The sequence below is a fragment of the Pseudomonas serbica genome (genome assembly GCF_028823535.1).
GTDB classification, from domain to species: Bacteria; Pseudomonadota; Gammaproteobacteria; order Pseudomonadales; family Pseudomonadaceae; genus Aquipseudomonas; species Aquipseudomonas serbica.
In genome coordinates this window covers 270,256-285,977 of the sequence record NZ_JAQIYM010000010.1, presented here as the reverse complement: position 1 = coordinate 285,977, position 15,722 = coordinate 270,256, and the positions used below count along the sequence as shown (strand labels likewise).

29 protein-coding genes are annotated in these 15,722 nt (G+C 54.9%); all 29 read left to right on the top strand.

Going from position 1 to position 15,722, the window contains the following annotated elements; all coding sequences use genetic code 11:
• Positions 1 to 69 precede the first annotated feature (69 nt).
• The 29 genes from rplC (at position 70) to bfr (ending at position 15,681) form a co-directional block, all read left to right on the top strand.
• Positions 70 to 705 (top strand): 50S ribosomal protein L3, encoded by a 636-nt coding sequence (gene rplC, locus NQL71_RS18700; RefSeq protein WP_003186059.1) that lies wholly within the window; start codon positions 70 to 72, stop codon positions 703 to 705.
• A gap of 12 nt (positions 706 to 717) precedes the next feature.
• On the top strand, positions 718 to 1,320 hold the full coding sequence (gene rplD / locus NQL71_RS18695; protein WP_003228735.1) for a 50S ribosomal protein L4: 603 nt from the start codon (positions 718 to 720) through the stop codon (positions 1,318 to 1,320).
• On the top strand, positions 1,317 to 1,616 hold the full coding sequence (gene rplW, locus NQL71_RS18690) for a 50S ribosomal protein L23 (RefSeq protein ID WP_002555488.1): 300 nt from the start codon (positions 1,317 to 1,319) through the stop codon (positions 1,614 to 1,616). Before rplD ends, rplW begins: the two co-directional genes overlap by 4 nt.
• A 14-nt stretch (positions 1,617 to 1,630) precedes the next feature.
• Positions 1,631 to 2,455, top strand: coding sequence for a 50S ribosomal protein L2 (gene rplB / locus NQL71_RS18685; protein ID WP_003186055.1), 825 nt, complete (start codon positions 1,631 to 1,633; stop codon positions 2,453 to 2,455).
• 16 nt (positions 2,456 to 2,471) lie between these two features.
• Positions 2,472 to 2,747, top strand: coding sequence for a 30S ribosomal protein S19 (gene rpsS, locus NQL71_RS18680; RefSeq protein WP_002555486.1), 276 nt, complete (start codon positions 2,472 to 2,474; stop codon positions 2,745 to 2,747).
• An 11-nt stretch (positions 2,748 to 2,758) separates the two neighbouring features.
• Entirely contained in the window at positions 2,759 to 3,091 is a 333-nt protein-coding gene (gene rplV / locus NQL71_RS18675) for a 50S ribosomal protein L22 (RefSeq protein WP_003103908.1), read from the top strand.
• A 13-nt stretch (positions 3,092 to 3,104) separates the two neighbouring features.
• Entirely contained in the window at positions 3,105 to 3,791 is a 687-nt protein-coding gene (gene rpsC / locus NQL71_RS18670; protein ID WP_008065719.1) for a 30S ribosomal protein S3, read from the top strand.
• Positions 3,792 to 3,803: 12 nt separating this feature from the next.
• Positions 3,804 to 4,217 carry a 50S ribosomal protein L16 gene (gene rplP / locus NQL71_RS18665; protein ID WP_003228729.1) on the top strand — a complete coding sequence of 138 codons (414 nt, stop codon included), beginning with the start codon at positions 3,804 to 3,806 and terminating at the stop codon, positions 4,215 to 4,217.
• Entirely contained in the window at positions 4,217 to 4,408 is a 192-nt protein-coding gene (gene rpmC, locus NQL71_RS18660) for a 50S ribosomal protein L29 (RefSeq protein WP_002555481.1), read from the top strand. The genes rplP and rpmC overlap by 1 nt, the downstream gene beginning before the upstream one ends.
• Positions 4,409 to 4,410: 2 nt before the next feature.
• Positions 4,411 to 4,677: a 30S ribosomal protein S17 gene (gene rpsQ / locus NQL71_RS18655; protein WP_003176419.1), complete on the top strand. Its 267-nt coding sequence runs from the start codon at positions 4,411 to 4,413 to the stop codon at positions 4,675 to 4,677.
• 23 nt (positions 4,678 to 4,700) lie between these two features.
• Positions 4,701 to 5,069 carry a 50S ribosomal protein L14 gene (gene rplN, locus NQL71_RS18650; RefSeq protein ID WP_002555479.1) on the top strand — a complete coding sequence of 123 codons (369 nt, stop codon included), beginning with the start codon at positions 4,701 to 4,703 and terminating at the stop codon, positions 5,067 to 5,069.
• 11 nt (positions 5,070 to 5,080) lie between these two features.
• On the top strand, positions 5,081 to 5,395 hold the full coding sequence (gene rplX / locus NQL71_RS18645; RefSeq protein ID WP_003186046.1) for a 50S ribosomal protein L24: 315 nt from the start codon (positions 5,081 to 5,083) through the stop codon (positions 5,393 to 5,395).
• 20 nt (positions 5,396 to 5,415) lie between these two features.
• Positions 5,416 to 5,955, top strand: a complete 540-nt coding sequence (rplE, locus tag NQL71_RS18640) for a 50S ribosomal protein L5 (RefSeq protein WP_003210069.1) — start codon at positions 5,416 to 5,418, stop codon at positions 5,953 to 5,955.
• 13 nt (positions 5,956 to 5,968) lie between these two features.
• Positions 5,969 to 6,274, top strand: a complete 306-nt coding sequence (rpsN, locus tag NQL71_RS18635) for a 30S ribosomal protein S14 (protein ID WP_003176414.1) — start codon at positions 5,969 to 5,971, stop codon at positions 6,272 to 6,274.
• A 208-nt stretch (positions 6,275 to 6,482) separates the two neighbouring features.
• Positions 6,483 to 6,875 carry a 30S ribosomal protein S8 gene (rpsH, locus tag NQL71_RS18630; RefSeq protein ID WP_008065722.1) on the top strand — a complete coding sequence of 131 codons (393 nt, stop codon included), beginning with the start codon at positions 6,483 to 6,485 and terminating at the stop codon, positions 6,873 to 6,875.
• Between the two features lie 12 nt (positions 6,876 to 6,887).
• Positions 6,888 to 7,421 carry a 50S ribosomal protein L6 gene (rplF, locus tag NQL71_RS18625; RefSeq protein WP_003176412.1) on the top strand — a complete coding sequence of 178 codons (534 nt, stop codon included), beginning with the start codon at positions 6,888 to 6,890 and terminating at the stop codon, positions 7,419 to 7,421.
• Positions 7,422 to 7,431: 10 nt separating this feature from the next.
• Positions 7,432 to 7,782 (top strand): 50S ribosomal protein L18, encoded by a 351-nt coding sequence (gene rplR, locus NQL71_RS18620; protein ID WP_003186037.1) that lies wholly within the window; start codon positions 7,432 to 7,434, stop codon positions 7,780 to 7,782.
• A 3-nt stretch (positions 7,783 to 7,785) separates the two neighbouring features.
• Positions 7,786 to 8,286 carry a 30S ribosomal protein S5 gene (gene rpsE, locus NQL71_RS18615; protein WP_003186035.1) on the top strand — a complete coding sequence of 167 codons (501 nt, stop codon included), beginning with the start codon at positions 7,786 to 7,788 and terminating at the stop codon, positions 8,284 to 8,286.
• Positions 8,287 to 8,288: 2 nt separating this feature from the next.
• Positions 8,289 to 8,465, top strand: coding sequence for a 50S ribosomal protein L30 (gene rpmD / locus NQL71_RS18610; protein ID WP_003176408.1), 177 nt, complete (start codon positions 8,289 to 8,291; stop codon positions 8,463 to 8,465).
• A gap of 3 nt (positions 8,466 to 8,468) precedes the next feature.
• Complete coding sequence (gene rplO, locus NQL71_RS18605; protein WP_003228720.1) at positions 8,469 to 8,906, top strand: 50S ribosomal protein L15; 438 nt, start codon at positions 8,469 to 8,471, stop codon at positions 8,904 to 8,906.
• Positions 8,907 to 10,235, top strand: coding sequence for a preprotein translocase subunit SecY (gene secY / locus NQL71_RS18600; RefSeq protein WP_008065724.1), 1,329 nt, complete (start codon positions 8,907 to 8,909; stop codon positions 10,233 to 10,235).
• Positions 10,236 to 10,259: 24 nt separating this feature from the next.
• On the top strand, positions 10,260 to 10,376 hold the full coding sequence (rpmJ, locus tag NQL71_RS18595) for a 50S ribosomal protein L36 (protein WP_002555468.1): 117 nt from the start codon (positions 10,260 to 10,262) through the stop codon (positions 10,374 to 10,376).
• Positions 10,377 to 10,506: 130 nt separating this feature from the next.
• Positions 10,507 to 10,863, top strand: a complete 357-nt coding sequence (gene rpsM / locus NQL71_RS18590; RefSeq protein ID WP_009045849.1) for a 30S ribosomal protein S13 — start codon at positions 10,507 to 10,509, stop codon at positions 10,861 to 10,863.
• 30 nt (positions 10,864 to 10,893) lie between these two features.
• Entirely contained in the window at positions 10,894 to 11,283 is a 390-nt protein-coding gene (gene rpsK / locus NQL71_RS18585; RefSeq protein ID WP_002555466.1) for a 30S ribosomal protein S11, read from the top strand.
• An 18-nt stretch (positions 11,284 to 11,301) separates the two neighbouring features.
• Positions 11,302 to 11,922: a 30S ribosomal protein S4 gene (gene rpsD, locus NQL71_RS18580; protein WP_003176404.1), complete on the top strand. Its 621-nt coding sequence runs from the start codon at positions 11,302 to 11,304 to the stop codon at positions 11,920 to 11,922.
• 22 nt (positions 11,923 to 11,944) lie between these two features.
• Entirely contained in the window at positions 11,945 to 12,946 is a 1,002-nt protein-coding gene (locus NQL71_RS18575) for a DNA-directed RNA polymerase subunit alpha (RefSeq protein WP_007970428.1), read from the top strand.
• Between the two features lie 42 nt (positions 12,947 to 12,988).
• Positions 12,989 to 13,375 (top strand): 50S ribosomal protein L17, encoded by a 387-nt coding sequence (gene rplQ, locus NQL71_RS18570; protein ID WP_007970429.1) that lies wholly within the window; start codon positions 12,989 to 12,991, stop codon positions 13,373 to 13,375.
• 237 nt (positions 13,376 to 13,612) lie between these two features.
• On the top strand, positions 13,613 to 15,067 hold the full coding sequence (locus tag NQL71_RS18565; protein WP_274643094.1) for a catalase: 1,455 nt from the start codon (positions 13,613 to 13,615) through the stop codon (positions 15,065 to 15,067).
• Positions 15,068 to 15,216: 149 nt separating this feature from the next.
• The gene (bfr, locus tag NQL71_RS18560) at positions 15,217 to 15,681 is read left to right on the top strand and encodes a bacterioferritin (protein WP_008053867.1); all 465 of its coding nucleotides are present in this window, start codon (positions 15,217 to 15,219) and stop codon (positions 15,679 to 15,681) included.
• Positions 15,682 to 15,722: the final 41 nt, after the last annotated feature.

Genomic DNA, 15,722 nt, shown 5'->3' with positions numbered 1-15,722 from the left:
AGTCGTGTAACGCTCTGAAATGGGCGGCCATAGCGGGTGAAAGCCCCGTACACTCATGAGGTTTACAACATGACTATTGGTGTAGTCGGTCGTAAATGCGGTATGACCCGTATTTTCACCGAAGAAGGTGTCTCCATTCCGGTCACGGTCATTGAGATCGAACCGAATCGCGTCACCCAGTTCAAAACTGAAGAGACCGATGGCTATCGTGCAGTGCAAGTCACTGTCGGCGAGCGTCGTGCTTCGCGTGTAACAGCAGCTCAGGCTGGCCACTTCGCTAAAGCGAACGTTGCCGCTGGTCGTACCGTAATGGAATTCCGCCTTGAAGAAGGCGAGTACCAGGCCGGCGATCTGATCAACGCTGAAATCTTCGCCGCTGGTCAACTGGTTGATGTAACCGGTCAGTCCAAGGGTAAAGGCTTCCAGGGTACGATCAAGCGTTGGAATTTCCGCGGGCAAGATAACACCCACGGTAACTCCGTATCCCACCGCGTTCCAGGCTCTATCGGCCAGTGCCAGACTCCTGGTCGTGTATTCAAGGGCAAAAAAATGTCCGGTCATATGGGCGCTGAGCGCGTGACCGTGCAGTCCCTCGAAGTAGTGCGCGTGGACGCTGAACGCAATCTGTTGTTGGTCAAGGGCGCTGTTCCTGGCGCTACTGGCGGCAACTTGGTTGTACGTCCAGCAGCCAAGGCTCGCGGTTAAGGGGAAGCTGACATGCAATTAAATGTAAATGACGCTCAAGCGATCGAAGTTTCCGAACTGACATTTGGCGGCGAATTCAACGAGACGCTGGTTCACCAAGCAGTCGTGGCCTACATGGCTGGCGGTCGTCAGGGTTCCAAGCAGCAAAAGACCCGTTCCGACGTTCGTGGTGGCGGTAAGCGCCCATGGCGTCAGAAAGGTACTGGCCGTGCTCGTGCCGGTACTATCCGTAGCCCAATCTGGCGTGGCGGCGGTACCACTTTCGCAGCTCGTCCTCAGGATCACTCCCAGAAGCTGAACAAGAAGATGTACCGCGCAGCAATGCGTTCCATCCTTGCTGAGCTGGTGCGTACTGATCGTCTGGTCGTGGTTCAGGATTTCGCCGTTGAGACGCCGAAAACCAAAGACCTGCTGGGCAAACTGAACAACATGAGCCTGACCGACGTTCTGATCGTGTCGGACGCTGTTGATCAGAACCTGTACCTGGCTGCTCGTAACCTGCCACACGTAGATGTACGTGACGTGCAAGGTTCCGATCCAGTTAGTCTGATCGCATACGACAAGGTGTTGATCACCGTGTCGGCCGTGAAGAAATTCGAGGAGCTGCTGGGATGAACCAGGAACGCGTATTTAAAGTTCTGCTTGGCCCGCACGTTTCCGAGAAGGCTACGGTTCTGGCAGACAAGAAAGGCCAGTTCGTTTTCAAGGTTGCTACTGACGCAACCAAGCTGGAAATCAAGAAGGCCGTCGAAAGCCTGTTCAGCGTGAAAGTAGAGCGTGTTACTACCCTGAATGTTCTGGGTAAGAGCAAGCGCACTGCTCGCGGTCTGGGCAAGCGTAATGACTGGAAGAAGGCAGTTATCTCCCTTCAGCCAGGCCAAGATCTCGATTTCAGCAGCAGTGCTGAGTAAGGAAGGGGTGCATCATGGCAATCGTTAAATGCAAACCGACTTCCCCTGGCCGCCGTTTTGTGGTCAAGGTGGTCAACCAGGAGCTGCATAAAGGCGCTCCTCACGCACCGCTGCTCGAGAAGAAGTCGAAGTCTGGTGGTCGTAACAACAATGGCCGTATTACCACTCGTCACATCGGTGGTGGTCATAAGCAGCATTATCGTCTGGTCGATTTCCGTCGCAACGACAAAGATGGCATCGCTGCCACTGTCGAGCGTATCGAATACGATCCAAACCGTACTGCTCACATCGCTCTGCTGCTGTACGCAGATGGCGAGCGTCGCTACATCATCGCCCCTAAAGGCGTGAGCGCTGGCGACCAGCTGATCGCAGGTGCCCTGGCGCCGATCAAGCCGGGCAACGCTCTGCAACTGCGTAACATTCCAGTTGGTAGCACCGTACACGGCATCGAATTGAAGCCAGGTAAAGGCGCTCAGATCGCTCGTTCCGCTGGTGCTTCGGCTCAGCTGATCGCTCGTGAAGGCGTTTACGTGACCCTGCGTCTGCGTTCTGGTGAGATGCGTAAAGTGCTGGCTGAATGCCGCGCGACCCTGGGCGAAGTCTCGAACTCCGAGCACAGCCTGCGTTCGCTGGGTAAAGCTGGTGCCAAACGCTGGCGTGGCGTTCGCCCAACCGTTCGTGGTGTTGCCATGAACCCGGTTGACCACCCACATGGTGGTGGTGAAGGTCGTACCTCTGGTGGTCGTCATCCGGTATCGCCATGGGGCTTCCCGACTAAGGGCGCGAAGACTCGTGGTAATAAGCGTACCGACAAAATGATCGTCCGTCGTCGCAAGTAAATAGAGGGATACGACAGTGCCACGTTCTCTGAAAAAAGGTCCTTTTATCGATCTTCACCTACTGAAGAAGATCGAAGTGGCGGCGGAAAAGAATGATCGCAAACCGGTGAAAACCTGGTCGCGTCGTTCGATGATCCTGCCACAAATGGTCGGTCTGACCATCGCAGTACACAACGGTCGTCAACACGTCCCAGTTCTCGTTAACGAAGACATGGTCGGCCACAAACTGGGCGAGTTCGCCGGTACCCGCACTTATCGCGGGCACGTGGCAGACAAGAAAGCCAAGCGTTAAGGGGTTAGGAAATGGAAGTAGCCGCTAAGTTGTCGGGCGCTCGAATCTCCGCCCAGAAAGCCCGCTTGGTCGCCGACCAGATCCGCGGGAAGAAGGTGGGCGAAGCGCTCAACCTGTTGGCTTTCAGCAGTAAGAAAGCCGCCGAGATCATGAAGAAAGTGCTGGAGTCGGCCGTAGCCAACGCCGAGCATAACGAAGGCGCAGACGTTGATGACCTGAAAGTCAGCACCGTTTTCGTCAACGAAGGGCGTTCGCTGAAGCGCATCATGCCACGTGCCAAAGGCCGTGCTGATCGCATCGTCAAGCGGTCTTGCCATATCACTGTCAAGGTTGCTGACAAGTAACGGAGTCGAAGAGATGGGTCAGAAAGTACATCCCATTGGCATTCGCCTGGGAATCGTCAAGGAGCACACCTCCGTCTGGTACGCAGACGGTCGGACTTATGCGGACTATTTGCTCGCAGATCTGAAGGTGCGTGAGTATCTCCAAGACAAACTAAAAAGCGCGTCCGTAAGCCGTATCGATATCCATCGTCCGGCTCAAACTGCACGCATCACCATCCACACCGCTCGTCCAGGTATCGTTATCGGGAAGAAAGGTGAAGATGTTGAGAAACTGCGCCAGGACCTGACCAAGCAAATGGGTGTGCCTGTGCACATCAATATCGAAGAGATCCGCAAGCCGGAGCTCGACGGTATGCTGGTTGCGCAGAGCGTAGCTCAGCAGCTGGAGCGTCGCGTAATGTTCCGTCGCGCTATGAAGCGCGCTGTTCAGAACGCCATGCGCATTGGTGCCAAAGGCATCAAAATCCAAGTGAGCGGTCGTCTCGGCGGTGCTGAAATCGCACGTACTGAATGGTATCGCGAAGGTCGTGTGCCATTGCACACCCTGCGTGCCGACATCGACTATGCCAACTACGAAGCTCACACCACCTACGGTGTGATCGGTGTAAAGGTTTGGATCTTCAAAGGCGAAGTAATTGGTGGTCGCCAAGAAGAACTGAAACCACAAGCACCAGCGCCTCGTAAAAAAGCTGCTAAGTAAGGGGTACGCCAAATGTTGCAACCAAAGCGTACGAAGTTCCGCAAGCAAATGACTGGTCACAACCGTGGCCTGGCATTGCGCGGTAGCAAAGTCAGCTTCGGCGAGTTCGCGCTGAAGTCTGTAGCTCGTGGTCGTCTCACCGCTCGTCAGATCGAGTCAGCGCGTCGTGCTCTGACCCGTCACGTAAAACGTGGCGGCAAGATCTGGATCCGTGTATTCCCGGACAAGCCGATCTCCAAAAAGCCTCTCGAGGTTCGGATGGGTAAAGGTAAGGGTAACGTGGAATACTGGGTTGCCCAGATTCAGCCAGGCAAAGTCCTGTATGAAATCGAGGGTGTTTCTGAAGAGCTGGCGCGTGAGGCTTTCGCCCTGGCTGCTGCAAAGCTGCCGCTCGCCACCTCCTTTGTTAAACGGACGGTGATGTGATGAAAGCGAATGAACTTCGTGAAAAATCCGCACAGCAGCTGAACGAGCAACTGCTCGGCCTGCTGCGCGACCAGTTCAATCTGCGTATGCAGAAAGCAACTGGCCAGTTGGGGCAGTCTCATCTGCTCTCGCAAGTTAAGCGTGACATCGCTCGCGTGAAGACTGTGCTCAACCAGCAGGCAGGTAAGTAATCATGGCTGAAGCCGAAAAAACTGTCCGTACGCTGACTGGCCGTGTTGTCAGCGACAAGATGGACAAAACCATCACCGTTCTGATCGAGCGTCGCGTTAAGCACCCGATCTACGGTAAATACGTTAAGCGTTCGACTAAGCTGCACGCGCACGACGAAACCAATCAGTGCCACATCGGCGACAAAGTCACTATTCGTGAAACTCGTCCTTTGGCCAAGACCAAGTCTTGGGCGCTGGTTGATGTTCTCGAACGCGCTGTGGAAGTCTAAGGACTAGGGGTCGGAGAAATTATATGATTCAGACTCAATCCATGCTCGATGTGGCCGATAACAGCGGCGCTCGCCGTGTTATGTGCATCAAGGTGCTGGGTGGCTCCCATCGTCGTTACGCTGGTATCGGTGACATCATCAAGGTTACCGTGAAGGAAGCAATTCCTCGCGGTAAAGTGAAAAAAGGCCAAGTGATGACTGCTGTTGTAGTCCGCACTCGTCACGGCGTACGTCGTGCTGATGGCTCCATTATCCGCTTTGATGGCAACGCTGCTGTTCTTCTGAACAACAAGCAAGAGCCGATCGGCACCCGTATCTTTGGGCCAGTGACCCGTGAACTTCGTACTGAGAAGTTCATGAAGATCGTCTCGCTCGCCCCAGAAGTGCTGTAAGGAGATCCGACATGCAAAAGATTCGTCGTGACGACGAGATCATCGTGATCGCCGGCAAAGACAAAGGTAAGCGCGGTAAGGTGCTGAAGGTTCTTGCTGACAACCGTCTGGTTGTTGGTGGTCTGAACCTGGTCAAGCGTCATACCAAGCCTAACCCGATGTCGGGCGTACAAGGCGGTATCGTCGAGAAAGAAGCGCCACTGCACGCTTCTAACGTAGCCATCTTCAACGGCGAAACCAACAAGGCTGACCGCGTTGGTTTCAAAGTAGAAGACGGTAAGAAAATTCGTGTCTTCAAGTCGACCCAAAAAGCGGTTGATGCTTGAACACTGCTAGGTAGAAGACCATGGCACGACTAAAAGAGATTTACCGGAAGGAAATCGCTCCGAAACTTAAGGAAGAACTTAAGCTTTCGAACGTGATGGAAGTTCCGCGCGTTACCAAAATCACCCTGAACATGGGTCTGGGCGAAGCGATCGGCGACAAAAAAGTCATCGAGCACGCTGTTGCTGACCTGGAAAAGATCACCGGCCAGAAAGTCGTTGTGACCTACGCTCGCAAATCCATCGCTGGCTTTAAAGTCCGTGAAGGTTGGCCGATCGGCGTCAAAGTGACCCTGCGCCGTGAGCGTATGTACGAGTTCCTGGATCGTCTGCTGTCGATCTCCCTGCCTCGGGTTCGCGACTTCCGCGGCCTGAATGCCAAGTCCTTCGATGGTCGTGGTAACTACAGCATGGGCGTGAAAGAGCAGATCATCTTCCCGGAAATCGACTACGACAAGATCGATGCTCTCCGCGGTCTGGACATCACCCTGACCACCACTGCCAAGAACGATGATGAAGGCCGCGCTCTGCTGCGTGCGTTCAAATTCCCGTTCCGCAACTGATTGGAGTAGGACCATGGCCAAGATGAGCATGAAAAACCGCGAGCTGAAGCGTCAGCTCACGGTTGCCAAGTACGCCAAGAAGCGTGCAGCACTGAAAGCTATCATCGTTGATCTGAACGCAAGTCCAGAAGCGCGTTGGGAAGCTACAGTAGCCCTGCAGAAGCAGCCACGTGACGCAAGCGCTTCGCGCATGCGTAACCGCTGCCGCCTGACCGGTCGTCCACACGGCGTTTACCGCAAGTTCGGCCTTGGCCGTAACAAACTGCGTGAAGCGGCAATGCGTGGTGACGTACCAGGTCTGGTTAAAGCCAGCTGGTAAGTACTGTCAAAGTCTCGGTGCGAAGGTTCGCAAGAACCTGACCACCGGTGGCCTTGAATCTGGAACAAGCCCCTTTTGGGGCTTGTTTCATTTCCGGAGTGTGTCTAGAATACCCGGCTCGCCTGAGCCCGTGTTTTTTTACCCGGAGATTCTCGGCGACACGTAGTAGCCGCAAGGCTAATTTTTCTGTATTAGGAGCGTCTAGCCCATGAGTATGCAGGACCCGTTAGCGGACATGCTAACTCGAATCCGTAATGCCCAGATGGCTGAAAAGTCCGTCGTAAGCATGCCATCTTCCACGTTGAAGGTAGCTGTTGCCAAAGTCCTGAAGGACGAAGGTTACATCGCGGGTTATCAGATCAGCAGCGAAACCAAACCACTGCTGTCTATCGAGCTGAAATACTTCGAAGGCCGTCCGGTTATCGAAGAAGTGAAGCGCGTTAGCCGTCCAGGCCTGCGTCAGTACAAGTCCGTCGATGATCTGCCAAAAGTTCGTGGCGGTCTCGGTGTGTCTATCGTCTCCACCAACAAGGGTGTGATGACTGATCGTGCTGCGCGCGCTGCCGGTGTCGGCGGCGAAGTTCTTTGCACTGTGTTCTAAGGGGGGATAAGCATGTCTCGCGTCGCTAAGAACCCCGTTAAGCTGCCAGCCGGCGTCGAAGTAAAATTCGCAGGCCAACAGCTTTCGGTGAAGGGTGCCAAGGGCACTCTCGAACTGAACATCCATTCGTCCGTTGAGATCGTTGAAGAAGCTGGTGAGCTGCGTTTCGCTGCTCGCAATGGCGATCAACAAACTCGCGCAATGGCTGGTACCACTCGTGCGTTGGTAAACAACATGGTCCAAGGCGTAAGCCAAGGCTTCGAGCGCAAGCTCCAGCTGGTCGGTGTTGGTTACAAAGCGCAAGCAAAAGGCACAGTGCTGAACCTGGCTCTTGGCTTCTCGCATCCAGTGGATTACGAACTGCCGGAAGGCATCACCGCTGAGACTCCTAGCCAGACCGATATCCTGATCAAGGGCATCGACAAGCAGCTGGTAGGTCAAGTGGCCGCCGAGATCCGCGACTTCCGTCCACCAGAGCCGTACAAAGGCAAAGGTGTGCGCTACGCGGACGAAGTCGTCCGTCGTAAAGAAGCCAAGAAGAAGTAGGGCATAGCAAATGACCGACAAAAAAGTTACTCGACTGCGTCGCGCTCGCAAAGCACGCCTGAAAATGCACGAACTCGAAGTCGTGCGTCTCTGCGTGTTCCGCTCTTCGCAGCACATCTACGCCCAGGTCATTTCGGCCGACGGCAACAAAGTCCTGGCAAGCGCCTCGACTTTGGATAAAGAACTGCGTGATGGCGCCACTGGCAACATCGACGCGGCCACTAAGGTTGGCCAGCTGGTCGCTACGCGTGCTAAGGCCGCTGGCGTCTCGCAGGTGGCTTTCGACCGCTCTGGCTTCAAGTACCACGGCCGCGTTAAAGCGCTGGCTGATGCTGCTCGTGAAGCTGGGCTGGAGTTCTAAGTTATGTCAAATAACGACCAAAAGCGCGACGAAGGCTACATCGAGAAGCTGGTTCAAGTTAACCGCGTAGCCAAAACCGTTAAAGGCGGCCGTATCTTCACTTTCACCGCGTTGACCGTGGTGGGTGATGGTAAAGGGCGTGTTGGCTTCGGCCGTGGCAAGTCGCGTGAAGTGCCTGCTGCGATCCAGAAGGCAATGGAAGCTGCTCGCCGCAACATGATCCAGGTTGATCTGAACGGCACCACCCTGCAGTACGCAATGAAGTCCGCCCATGGCGCTTCGAAGGTGTACATGCAGCCTGCTTCTGAAGGTACCGGTATCATCGCTGGCGGCGCAATGCGTGCCGTTCTCGAAGTTGCTGGCGTTCAGAACGTTCTGGCCAAGTGCTACGGCTCGACTAACCCTGTAAACGTGGTTCACGCCACTTTCAAGGGTCTGAAGGCTATGCAGTCTCCTGAATCCATTGCCGCCAAGCGTGGCAAAAGCGTCAAGGAGATCTTCTGATCATGGCTACCGTTAAAGTTACGCTGATCAAAAGCATGACCGGCCGCATCCCTAACCACAAACTGTGCGTTAAGGGTCTGGGTCTGCGTCGCATCGGTCACACTGTAGAAGTCCAGGATACTCCCGAGAATCGCGGGATGATCAACAAGGCTTACTACATGCTGCGTGTCGAGGGTTAATCGATGAAACTCAATGATCTGAGTCCAGCGCCGGGTTCCCGTCGCGAAAAGCATCGTCCGGGCCGTGGTATCGGTAGTGGTTTGGGTAAGACTGGTGGCCGTGGTCACAAAGGTCAGACTTCCCGCTCCGGTGGCACCATTGCTCCAGGCTTTGAAGGCGGTCAACAGCCGCTGCATCGTCGCCTGCCGAAGTTCGGTTTCGTTTCCCTGAAAGCCATGGACCGCGCAGAAGTGCGTCTGTCCGAGCTGGCCAAAGTGGAAGGCGACATCGTCACCGTGCAGTCCCTGAAAGATGCCAACGTGATCAACGTCAACGTACAGCGTGTGAAAATCATGCTGTCCGGTGAAGTGACTCGCGCTGTCACTATCGGCAAGGGAATCGGCGCCACCAAAGGTGCGCGTGCGGCTATCGAAGCAGCTGGCGGCAAGTTCGAGGAATAAATGGCTAAGCAAGGTGCTCTCTCTGCGCTCGGCAAAGGCGGTATGTCTGAACTCTGGGCTCGTCTGCGTTTTCTGTTCCTGGCGATTATCGTCTACCGAATAGGCGCACACATCCCGGTTCCAGGTATTAACCCGGACCGACTCGCGGACCTGTTTCGACAGAATGAGGGGACCATTCTTAGCTTGTTCAACATGTTTTCCGGCGGCGCGCTGGAGCGGATGAGCATTTTTGCACTGGGGATCATGCCGTACATTTCGGCATCGATCATCATGCAACTGATGACCGCCGTCAGCCCGCAGCTGGAGCAGTTGAAGAAGGAAGGTGAAGCTGGCCGTCGCAAGATCAGCCAGTACACCCGCTACCTCACTGTCGTCCTTGCTCTTGTCCAGGCCATTGGCATGTCCATTGGTCTGGCGGGGCAGGGCGTTTCGTTCACTGGTGACTTTAGCTTCCATTTCGTCGCGGTAACCACTTTTGTGGCTGGTGCGATGTTCATGATGTGGCTGGGTGAGCAGATTACTGAGCGTGGTGTTGGCAACGGTATCTCGATGTTGATTTTTTCGGGTATCGTCGCCGGTCTTCCGAGAGCGATCGGGCAGTCTTTCGAGTCTGCACGTCAGGGTGATATCAACATCTTCGCCCTGGTTGCCATCGGTTTGCTGGCAGTAGCGATCATCGGTTTCGTGGTGTTCATTGAGCGTGGTCAGCGTCGTATTGCTGTTCACTACGCCAAGCGTCAGCAGGGCCGTAAGGTCTTCGCTGCGCAGACTAGCCACTTGCCGCTGAAAGTGAACATGGCCGGTGTTATTCCGGCCATTTTCGCGAGCAGCATTTTGCTGTTCCCGGCTTCGCTGGGTGCCTGGTTCGGTCAGTCTGAAGGTATGGGCTGGTTGCAGGACATCTCGCAGTCGATCGCTCCTGGTCAGCCGTTGAATATTCTGCTGTTTAGTGCAGGGATTATTTTCTTCTGCTTCTTCTATACGGCGTTGATGTTCAATCCGAAAGACGTAGCGGAAAACCTGAAGAAGTCCGGTGCCTTTATTCCGGGCATCCGTCCAGGTGAGCAGTCTGCGCGCTACATTGATGGCGTTCTGACTCGTTTGACCCTGTTCGGTGCTCTTTACATGACGGCCGTGTGCCTGTTGCCCCAGTTCCTGGTGGTTGCAGCCAACGTTCCGTTCTACCTTGGCGGGACCTCGTTGCTGATCGTCGTCGTGGTTGTGATGGACTTCATGTCCCAAGTACAATCGCACCTCGTTTCGCACCAGTACGAATCCCTGATGAAGAAAGCCAACCTGAAGGGTTACGGCAGCGGCATGCTGCGCTGACCCATAAGGTTCGAGGAGTTGGTGATGAAAGTTCGTGCATCGGTGAAAAAGCTGTGCCGTAACTGCAAGATTATTCGCCGCGAAGGTGTTGTTCGAGTAATTTGCAGCGCGGAACCGCGTCACAAACAGCGCCAAGGCTGAGTGTGATTGTGCTTCAAGCCCGGCAGCTAGTGCGCTGCCGGGTTGATTATTTGTTATTACAGCGATATTATCTCGCGCCCTATTTCTTGGCTTCCGGGGCGTAGGTAGCTGTCAATTGGAGTCCCACTGAATGGCCCGTATTGCAGGCGTTAACATTCCAGATAACAAGCATACTGTTATCTCGCTGACCTACATCTATGGTGTTGGTCGCACTACTGCACAGAAAATTTGTGCAGAGACTGGGGTAAACCCAGCAGCAAAGATCAAAGATCTGAGCGACGAGCAGATTGAACAGCTGCGTGGCGAAGTGGCGAAGTTCACCACTGAAGGTGACCTGCGTCGCGAAATCAACATGAAAATCAAGCGCTTGATGGACCTCGGTTGCTATCGCGGTCTGCGTCATCGTCGTGGTCTGCCAGTACGCGGTCAGCGTACCAAGACCAACGCGCGTACCCGTAAAGGTCCGCGTAAGCCGATCCGCAAGTAATCGCCCCAGCGAATCGACAGGAAAATTATCATGGCAAAACCTGCTGCTCGTCCTCGTAAAAAAGTTAAAAAGACAGTGGTTGATGGCATCGCCCACATCCATGCATCTTTTAACAACACCATCGTGACCATTACCGACCGTCAAGGTAACGCTCTTTCCTGGGCTACCTCCGGTGGTTCGGGTTTCCGCGGTTCCCGCAAGTCCACCCCGTTTGCTGCTCAAGTAGCTGCTGAACGTGCTGGTCAAGCTGCGCTGGAATACGGCCTGAAAAACCTCGACGTAAACGTCAAAGGTCCAGGTCCAGGTCGTGAATCCGCAGTCCGCGCTTTGAACGGCTGTGGCTACAAGATCGCCAGCATCACCGACGTGACGCCAATCCCGCACAACGGGTGCCGTCCGCCGAAGAAGCGCCGCGTGTAATCCAGGAGATTGTAAAGAATGGCTCGTTACATTGGTCCAAAATGCAAACTCGCTCGTCGCGAAGGCACCGATCTCTTCCTGAAGAGCGGCGTGCGCGCGATCGAATCGAAGTGCAACATTGAAGCAGCACCTGGTATCCACGGCCAACGCCGCGGTCGCCAGTCCGACTACGGCACCCAACTGCGTGAAAAGCAGAAGGTCCGTCGTATCTACGGCGTTCTCGAGCGTCAATTCAGCGGCTACTACAAAGAAGCTGCTGGCAAGAAAGGTGCAACCGGTGAAAACCTGCTGCAACTGCTCGAATGCCGTCTGGACAACGTTGTATACCGTATGGGCTTTGGTTCGACTCGCGCCGAATCCCGTCAGCTGGTATCGCACAAGTCGATCAGCGTAAACGGTCAAACCGTTAACGTTCCGTCCTACCAGGTTCGTGCTGGTGACGTGGTCGCTGTTCGCGAGAAAGCAAAAAACCAACTTCGCATTGTCCAAGCTCTCGATCTGTGTGCCCAACGTGGCCGCGTAGAATGGGTAGAAGTAGACACTGAGAAGAAGTCGGGCGTTTTCAAGAACGTTCCAGCTCGCAGTGATCTGTCCGCCGACATCAACGAAAGCCTGATTGTCGAGCTCTACTCCAAGTAAGGGCTAGAAAATAGGTGCATCCATGCAGATTTCGGTAAATGAGTTCCTGACACCTCGCCACATTGATGTGCAAGTTGTCAGTCCAACCCGCGCCAAGATCACGCTCGAGCCTCTCGAGCGTGGCTTTGGCCACACCCTGGGCAACGCGCTGCGCCGCATCCTGTTGTCCTCAATGCCCGGCTGTGCAGTAGTCGAGGCCGAGATTGACGGTGTGCTCCACGAGTACAGCGCCATCGAAGGTGTACAGGAAGACGTAATTGAAATCCTGTTGAACCTTAAAGGTCTGGCTATCAAGCTGCACGGCCGTGACGAAGTTACGCTGACCTTGTCGAAGAAGGGTTCGGGGGTGGTTACCGCTGCCGATATTCAGCTGGATCATGATGTCGAGATCGTTAATCCCGATCACGTAATCGCTAACCTGGCGTCTAACGGCGCCCTGAACATGAAGCTCGTAGTAGCTCGTGGTCGTGGTTATGAACCGGCAGACTCGCGTCAGAGCGATGAAGACGAAAGCCGCAGCATCGGTCGCTTGCAGCTTGACTCTTCGTTCAGCCCGGTTCGCCGTATCGCATACGTGGTGGAAAACGCCCGTGTCGAACAGCGTACTAACCTGGACAAGCTGGTTATTGATCTGGAAACCAACGGTACCCTGGATCCTGAAGAGGCTATCCGCCGTGCTGCAACCATCCTGCAACAGCAGTTGGCTGCGTTCGTCGACCTCAAAGGTGACAGTGAGCCAGTGGTTGTCGAGCAGGAAGACGAGATCGATCCGATCCTGCTTCGCCCGGTTGACGATCTGGAACTGACTGTACGTTCGGCTAACTGCCTTAAGGCGGAAAACATCTACTACATCGGCGACCTGATTCAGCGTACCGAAGTAGAGCTGTTGAAGACTCCGAACCTGGGCAAGAAATCCTTGACTGAAATCAAGGACGTTCTGGCCTCCCGCGGTCTGTCCCTCGGCATGCGCCTCGACAACTGGCCGCCTGCAAGTCTTAAGAAGGACGACAAGGCGACTGCCTGATCGTCGTAATCACCGAACGTAGTGTTTGGTAAGGAATGAACCATGCGTCATCGTAAAAGTGGTCGTCACCTGAGCCGCACCAGCTCGCACCGCAAGGCCATGTTCCAAAACATGGCGGTGTCGCTGTTCGAGCACGAGCTGATCAAAACTACTCTGCCAAAAGCTAAAGAACTGCGCCGCGTTGCCGAGCCGCTGATCACTTTGGCCAAGACAGACAGCGTTGCTAACCGTCGTCTGGCTTTCGACCGTACTCGTTCGAAAGCTATCGTTGGTAAGCTCTTCAACGACCTGGGCAAGCGTTACGCTACCCGTGAGGGTGGCTACCTGCGCATCCTCAAGTGCGGTTTCCGCGCTGGCGACAACGCGCCTATGGCGTACGTCGAGTTGGTTGATCGTGCTACTGCTGGCGAAGCTGTATCTGCCGAGTAAGACGTCAGTCTGAAACAAAGAACCGGGCCTAGTGCCCGGTTTTTTGTGCCTGTAAGAAACGCGCCGTTTGTACAAGCGTGCCCTTCGTTCACAGCGTCATGATGTGATGGGGATGATCATTAGTTTTTCTCTATCGATGCCTGCAAGTTAATGAATTTGTAGCTGTCATATTGATGGTCAATACTCCTTCTCAGCCGATAGCCGGCAGTTCAAGACCGACAGAGGAAGGAACATCGCATGAGCCAAAACAATACGCTTACTACCGCCAGTGGCGCTCCTGTTGCCGATAACCAGAATTCCCGTTCCGCCGGCCCTCGTGGCCCGCTGCTGCTCGATGACTTTCACCTTATCGAGAAGCTTGCCCACTTCAACCGTGAAAACATCCCAGAGCGCCGCGTACACGCCAAAGGCTCGGGTGCCTACGGTACGTTCACCGTCACACGCGATATCACTCAATACACCAGCGCGAAGCTGTTTGAGGCAGTCGGCAAGCAAACCCCCACTTTCCTGCGGTTTTCCACCGTGGGTGGCGAGCGTGGTTCGGCCGATACCGAGCGTGATCCGCGCGGGTTCGCCTTGAAGTTCTACACCGAGGAAGGCAATTGGGACATCGTTGGCAACAACACCCCCGTGTTCTTCATTCGTGATCCACTGAAATTCCCGGACTTTATCCACACCCAGAAGCGTTTGCCGCAAAGTAACCTGAAGAGTGCCCAGGCGATGTGGGACTTCTGGTCGCATTCGCCCGAGGCGCTGCACCAGGTCACCATCCTGTTTTCCGACCGCGGTATCCCTGATGGATACCGTCACATGCACGGCTTCGGCAGCCACACTTACAGCCTTATCAATACTCAGGGCGAGCGTCATTGGGTCAAATGGCACTATAAGACCAAGCAAGGGATCAAGAATCTCGCCCCTGCAGAAGCTGCGCGCCTGGCAGGTACCGATCCGGATTACGCCCAGCGCGACCTGTTCGAAGCCATTGAGCGCGGTGACTTTCCGAAGTGGCGTGTGTGCATCCAGATCATGACCGAGGCTCAGGCCGCAGCGCACTACGAGAACCCGTTCGACGTGACCAAGACCTGGTCGCAGAAGGAGTTCCCGCTGATCGAAGTCGGTGAGCTGGAACTCAACCGAAATCCATTGAACTACTTCGCCGAGGTTGAGCAGGCCGCGTTCGGCCCCAGCAACATGGTGCCAGGCGTAGGTCTGTCGCCAGACCGCATGCTGCAAGGTCGTGTATTCGCTTACGCTGACGCGCACCGCTACCGTGTCGGCACCAATCACCAACAGTTGCCGGTTAACGCACCACGCAGCCCGGTGAACACCTATCAGCGCGATGGCTCGATGGCTTTTGGCAACAATGGAGGTGCGGCACCGAACTACGAGCCCAATAGCTATTCGCAGTCGCCAAAACAGGCGCCTCGTTATGCTGAGCCCGCGCTGGCTTTAAGTGGTGCGGCCGATCGCTACGATCATCGCGAAGATACCGACTACTACAGTCATGCCGGCGCACTGTTCCGACTGATGAGTGACGAGCAGAAAACGCTGCTGGTCAATAACATCGCTGGAGCCATGTCAGGCGTATCGAGCGACGTCGTCGATCGCCAATTGCAGCATTTCTACAAGGCAGATCCGGCGTATGGAGAAGCAATCGCAACGCTGCTCAACGTACAGCTTAACGAAGTCTAAATGAGAAGCAGAACCGCCCTTGTTTGGGCGGTTTTTGCGTTATTTAAGCTGCTTTTCTCAGAATATCTTCGCTTTTATTGCGTCTTTCGGGTGACGTTATGGCAAGGTTGGTTCAAACTACAGACTTTCAAGCAGGGAGATGTAGGGCGATGCAAGGCCACCCAGACGTTATCGATTACCTCAACACGTTGCTGACCGGCGAGCTGGCCGCGCGTGATCAATATTTCGTCCACTCGCGGATGTATGAGGACTGGGGTTTCACCAAGCTCTACGAACGAATCAACCACGAGATGGAAGAGGAAGCCGGGCACGCTGATGCCCTGATGCGCCGAATCCTGATGCTCGAAGGCACGCCGCGCATGCGTCCGGATGATCTGGATGTCGGCACCACGGTGACCGAGATGCTTGAAGCTGACCTGCGCCTGGAATACAAGGTGCGGGCCGCGCTGTGCAAGGGCATCAAGCTCTGCGAGCAGCACAAGGACTATGTCAGCCGCGAAATGCTGCGGGTCCAATTGCACGACACCGAAGAAGATCACACCTATTGGCTCGAGAAGCAGTTGGGCCTGATCAAGTTGATCGGTCTCGAAAACTATCTGCAATCCCACACCTGATTGCTGATACAAAAAAAGCCCCTGTCACTGATGAAGTGACA